At 70.9% G+C, this 4,812-nt stretch carries 5 protein-coding genes; 2 read left to right on the top strand and 3 right to left on the bottom strand.

Annotation, left to right across the window (positions count from 1 at the left end; all coding sequences use genetic code 11):
* The 3 genes from FNH05_RS32375 to FNH05_RS32365 all read right to left on the bottom strand — a co-directional run.
* A partial coding sequence (locus tag FNH05_RS32375; protein ID WP_246128073.1) for an aconitase family protein occupies positions 1-1,201 on the bottom strand: 1,201 nt, incomplete at its 3' end.
* An 8-nt stretch (positions 1,202-1,209) separates the two neighbouring features.
* The gene (locus tag FNH05_RS32370; RefSeq protein ID WP_144592649.1) at positions 1,210-1,956 is read right to left on the bottom strand and encodes a succinate dehydrogenase/fumarate reductase iron-sulfur subunit; all 747 of its coding nucleotides are present in this window, start codon (positions 1,954-1,956) and stop codon (positions 1,210-1,212) included.
* Between the two features lie 20 nt (positions 1,957-1,976).
* On the bottom strand, positions 1,977-2,807 hold the full coding sequence (locus FNH05_RS32365; protein WP_144592648.1) for a hypothetical protein: 831 nt from the start codon (positions 2,805-2,807) through the stop codon (positions 1,977-1,979).
* 189 nt (positions 2,808-2,996) lie between these two features.
* Here FNH05_RS32365 and FNH05_RS32360 point away from each other — a divergent pair, with 189 nt between their 5' ends.
* Together FNH05_RS32360 and FNH05_RS32355 are read left to right on the top strand one after the other, a co-directional pair.
* Positions 2,997-4,487: a CBS domain-containing protein gene (locus tag FNH05_RS32360; RefSeq protein WP_144592647.1), complete on the top strand. Its 1,491-nt coding sequence runs from the start codon at positions 2,997-2,999 to the stop codon at positions 4,485-4,487.
* A gap of 29 nt (positions 4,488-4,516) precedes the next feature.
* The coding region (locus tag FNH05_RS32355; RefSeq protein WP_246128072.1) for a thiamine pyrophosphate-dependent enzyme at positions 4,517-4,812 on the top strand (296 nt) is incomplete at its 3' end.

Here is a 4,812-nt window from a genome sequence, read left to right as displayed (position 1 = left end):
GTCCTACCGGGGGAGGGTCGGCGGGCAGGTAGCCCCGCACGGCGGCCTGAAACGCCTGCGGTGCCCGGTCCAGCGGGATGCGGTCCTGGGGGCGTTTCGGTCCCGCGATCGAAGGGACCACTGTGGACAGATCGAGTTCCAGGGTGTGGCTGTAGGCCGGTTCGTGGTCCGGCTCGTGCCACAGGCCCTGCTCCTTGGCGTAGGCCTCGACCAACGCCACGTGCTCCCGGGTACGGCCGGTCAGCCGCAGGTAGGTCAGCGTCTCGGCGTCGATCGGGAAGAGCGCGCAGGTGCAGCCGTATTCCGGGCTCATGTTGCCGATGGTGGCCCGGTTGGCCAGCGGCACCCGGGCCAGGCCGGGGCCGCAGAACTCGACGAACGTGCCGACCACGCCGTGGCTGCGGAGCAGTTCGGCGATGGTGAGCACCAGGTCCGTGGCCGTGCTGCCCTCCGGCAGCCCACCGGTGAGCCGCACGCCGATCACCCGCGGGATGAGCATGCTCGTCGGCCTGCCGAGCATGGCGGCCTCGGCCTCGATCCCGCCGACGCCCCAGCCGAGCACCCCGAGCCCGTTGACCATGGTGGTGTGCGAGTCGGTGCCCACCAGCGTGTCCGGGAACGCCTGGCCGTCCTCGGCGAACACCACGCGGGCCAGGTGTTCGATGTTGACCTGGTGCACGATTCCGGTCTTGGGCGGCACCACGCGGAGGTTGCCGAACGCCCGCTGGCCCCAGCGCAGGAACTGGTAGCGCTCCTGGTTCCGCTCGTACTCGAGGTCGGCGTTGCGCTCGAACGCGTCCGGGCGGCCGAAGTAGTCGGCGATCACGGAGTGGTCGATCACCAGCTCGACCGGGCGCAGCGGGTTGATCGCCGCCGGGTCGCCGCCGAGGGCGACCATGGCTTCCCGCATCGCGGCCAGGTCGACGATGCACGGCACCCCGGTGAAGTCCTGCATGAGCACCCGCGCCGGGGTGAACGCGATCTCGGTGGCGGACCCGGCCGCCGGTTCCCAGCCGGCGAGTGCCTGGATCTGCTCGGCCGTGACGGTGTGGCCGTCCTCGTGGCGGAGCAGGTTCTCGGCCAGGATCTTCAGCCCGTAGGGCAGACGGGCGGTGCCCGGCAACCGGTCGAGGCGGTGGATGGCAAAGGACTCCTCGCCCACGACGAGGGTGTCGCGGGTGCCGAAACTGTCGACGGACATGGATCGGCTCACCTCTTGCGCCGCCAGGCCGGGAACAGCCGGCGCAGCGGGTCGTAGCGGCGGTCCACGACGCGTTCCTTCATCGGGATGATCGCGTTGTCGGTGATCTTGATCTCGGCCGGGCAGACCTCGGTGCAGCACTTGGTGATGTTGCACAGGCCCAGACCGTGGACGTTGCGGAGCTGGGGCCGCCGGTCACGGGTGTCCAGCGGGTGCATGTCCAGTTCGGCGTGCCGGATGAAGAACCGGGGGCCGGCGAAGGCGGGCTTGTTGTCCTCGTGATCGCGGATCACGTGGCAGACGGTCTGGCACAGCCAGCATTCGATGCACTTGCGAAACTCCTGGGAGCGTTCCACGTCGGCTTGCCACATCCGGTACTCGCCGGGCGCCAGCCCGGCAGGCGGGGCGAACGACGGGATCTCCTGGGCCTTGCGATAGTTGAACGACACGTCGCACACCAGGTCCCGGATGACCGGAAACGTGCGCAGCGGCGTGACCGTGATGGCGTCCCGGGGCAGCGTCGACATGCGGGTCATGCACAGCAGCCCGGGTCGCCCGTTGATCTCCGCGCTGCACGAGCCGCATTTCCCGGCCTTGCAGTTCCACCGCACCGCCAGGTCACCGGCCTGGGTGGCCTGCACCCGGTGCACGACGTCGAGCACGACCTCCCCTTCGGCCACGGCGACCGGATAGTCGACCAGGGCACCGCCCTCGGCGGTGCCCCGCCAGATCCGCACGGTCATGCGATAACCCATCGCTGCCGGTCCTTCCCCGCTCAGGCGACGACGCGCGGGTCGTGCAGCACACCCGCGGCGTTCAGTCGCACGTACAGGTCGGTCAGTGCCACCCACACCAGTGACGCCCAGGCGAACCGGCCGTGCATCGGGTTGATCCGCGACACCCACGTCCACAGCCGATAGCGGATCGGGTGGTGGGAGAAGTGGTTGATCCGCCCGCCCACGGCGTGCCGGCAGGCGTGGCACGACAGGGTGTACAGCCACAGCAGTACCGCGTTGATCACCAGCACCGCGCTGCCCACGCCGATCCCGATATGCCCGTCGAAGTCGAACGCGATCACGGCGTCCCAGGTGAGGATCACGTTGAACACCAATGCCGCGTAGAAGAAGTAGCGGTGCACGTTCTGCAGGATCAGGGGGAACCGGGTCTCCCCGGTGTAGCGGCGGTGCGGCTCGGGTACCGCGCATGCCGGTGGCGACAGCCAGAACGACCGGTAGTAGGCCTTGCGGTAGTAGTAGCAGGTCAACCGGAAGCCCAGCGGAAAGATCAGCACGATCACCGCGGGGGTGACGATCCACCAGGTGCCGAACCAGCCCAGGTGCGGCGCCCCGTGCGAGCCCGGCACCGCGCCGCAGTGCCAGGACAGGCACGGCGAGTAGAACGGCGACAGGTACGGGTCGGCGTAGTAGTCCCGGTTGGCCACCGCCGCATAGGCGGAGTACACGACGAACGCCAGCAGCACCGTGAACGTCGAGACCGGGTAGGCCCACCACCGATCGATCCGGAGGGTCCGGGCCATGATCGAGGCCCGCCCGGGCGCGCGGGTTCCGGCCCCGCCCGGCCCGGCCGGGGCGCGTGTGTGCACCATCGCAGGCACACCTCCTCACCTCGTCACGGTTGTCGATCCGACGACCAAAGACCCCGGTTTCGCCCTGCTTCCCGTCGTTACAGTCACGGTGAGGGCAGGTGCTTGCAGATTGCCTGCGATCCGGCCGCGTCGTGGCGGTGAAACGCCCAGCGGCCACCAGAACCACGACAGACCGGCGGTGTCCTTGAGATGAGCCAGTCACAGCGGCGGACCCGGCCAGACAGTCAACCGAACATCGCGGGCGAGCGGTCCGGCCCACAGGTCGGCATCCAGTTGCTGGGGCGGTTCGCGGTCCGGCGGCACGGCCTGGAGCAACCGGGCCGGGCGTTCGGCGGACGGCAGGCACGCCAGTTGCTGCGGATGCTCGCCCTGTCCCGGGGGACGCTGCTCTCCAAGGATGTCGCCATCGAGGCGTTGTGGCCCACCCACCCGCCGGTGGACGCCTCGGGCAATGTCGAGATCCTCGTCAGCCGTATTCGCCGTGCGCTGGGTGAGCGGTCGCTGATCCTGACCGGATCCGGCGGCTATTCCCTGGTCGGGGACGGCCGCTGCTGGGTGGACATCGAGGCGTTCCTGACCGCCGTGGCCCGGGGGCAGGCCGAACTGAACCACAACCCGGACGCCTCGCTGACCGCGTTCCGGGCGGCGCTGGCGTTGTGGCACGGCGAACCGCTGGCCGAGGACGCCTACGCGGCCTGGGCCGCCGAGCATCGCCACCACCTGCTGCGGGCCCACCTCGACGCGCTGGAGGGCGCGGCCACCGCCGCACTGGCGGCCGGCGACACCACCAGCGCGCTGACCTGGGCGCAGGCGGCCACCGACGGGCATCCTCTGCGCGAGGCCGCCGCGTTGCTGCTGGTCCGCGCGCTGGCGGCCGGTGGCGATCGTGCCGCCGCGCTGGCGAGTTTCGACGCGTTCGGGCGGCGGCTGGCCGACGAACTGGGTATCGACCCCTCCGCCGACGCGCTGCGGCTTCGCCAGCAGGTGCTGTGTGACGAGGTCCGTCCCGTGAACTCCGCGCGGATCGTCGGACTGCCGGCGCATCGGCGGGTACGGGTGGCGCCGGTCCGTGGCGCGCCGGGCAGCGGGAACCGGCCGCCGCAGGCAAACCGCAAGCCGCCCCGAGCACCCTCGGCAACGGAACCACCGGAGCGGCAGGTGCCCGGGGGAGGCGACGCGCGATGGCGACGGTCGACGGGCGGAGGGACCGCGGTGAAGGTGAAGGAGATCATGACGACGCCGGTGGTGACCGTGCCGGTCGACGCGCACCCGTCCCGGATCGCCGCGGTACTGCGGGAGCACCGGATCAGCGGCGTGCCCGTCGTCGACCCCGGCGGCGCGGTGGTCGGGCTGGTCAGCGAATACGACCTGCTGGCCCGGTCCGGTGGCAGCGCCGGCGACGTGATGTCGACGGCGGTCATCAGTGTCACCGAGGACACCGACGTCGACGAGGTGCGCCACCTGCTGGTGGAGCGCCGCATCCACCGGGTTCCCGTGCTGGCGGGGGCGCGGCTGGCCGGCATCGTCAGCCGCTCCGACGTCGTGGCCTTGCTGGCCACCGAGTGGGTCTGCCAGGTCTGCGGTGAGGCGGTGCGCGGCGGCCAGGCCCCGGTGTCGTGCCCGAAATGCCTGGCCGGGAGCGAGCAGTTCGTGCTGCAGGAGCCCAATCCCGGCAGCTAGCCCAAGACCCCCAGCCAGGAGGTACGCGCATGGCCGAGCCCCCTCGGGAACCGGCGAGCGGCTCCGCGGCCACCAGCGACCGCGGACGCTCCGAGGACGCGGACGTGCTGCGCCGCTACTACCGGCAGATGATGGTGATCCGGGTGTTCGAGCAGCGCGCCGCCGAGATGTACACCAAGGCGAAGATCGGCGGCTACTGCCACCTCAACCTCGGCGAGGAAGCCACCGTCGTCGGTCTGACGGCCGCCCTGCGCGCGGGCGACTACCTGTTCACCACCTACCGGGAGCACGGCTACGCCCTGGCCCGCGGTGCCGAACCCGGGCG

Source organism: Amycolatopsis rhizosphaerae, from assembly GCF_007713715.1.
In the GTDB taxonomy this organism is placed as follows: Bacteria; Actinomycetota; Actinomycetes; order Mycobacteriales; family Pseudonocardiaceae; genus Amycolatopsis_E; species Amycolatopsis_E rhizosphaerae.
Note: the sequence above shows the minus strand (reverse complement) of the source record. Positions and strands in the feature narration are given on the sequence as shown.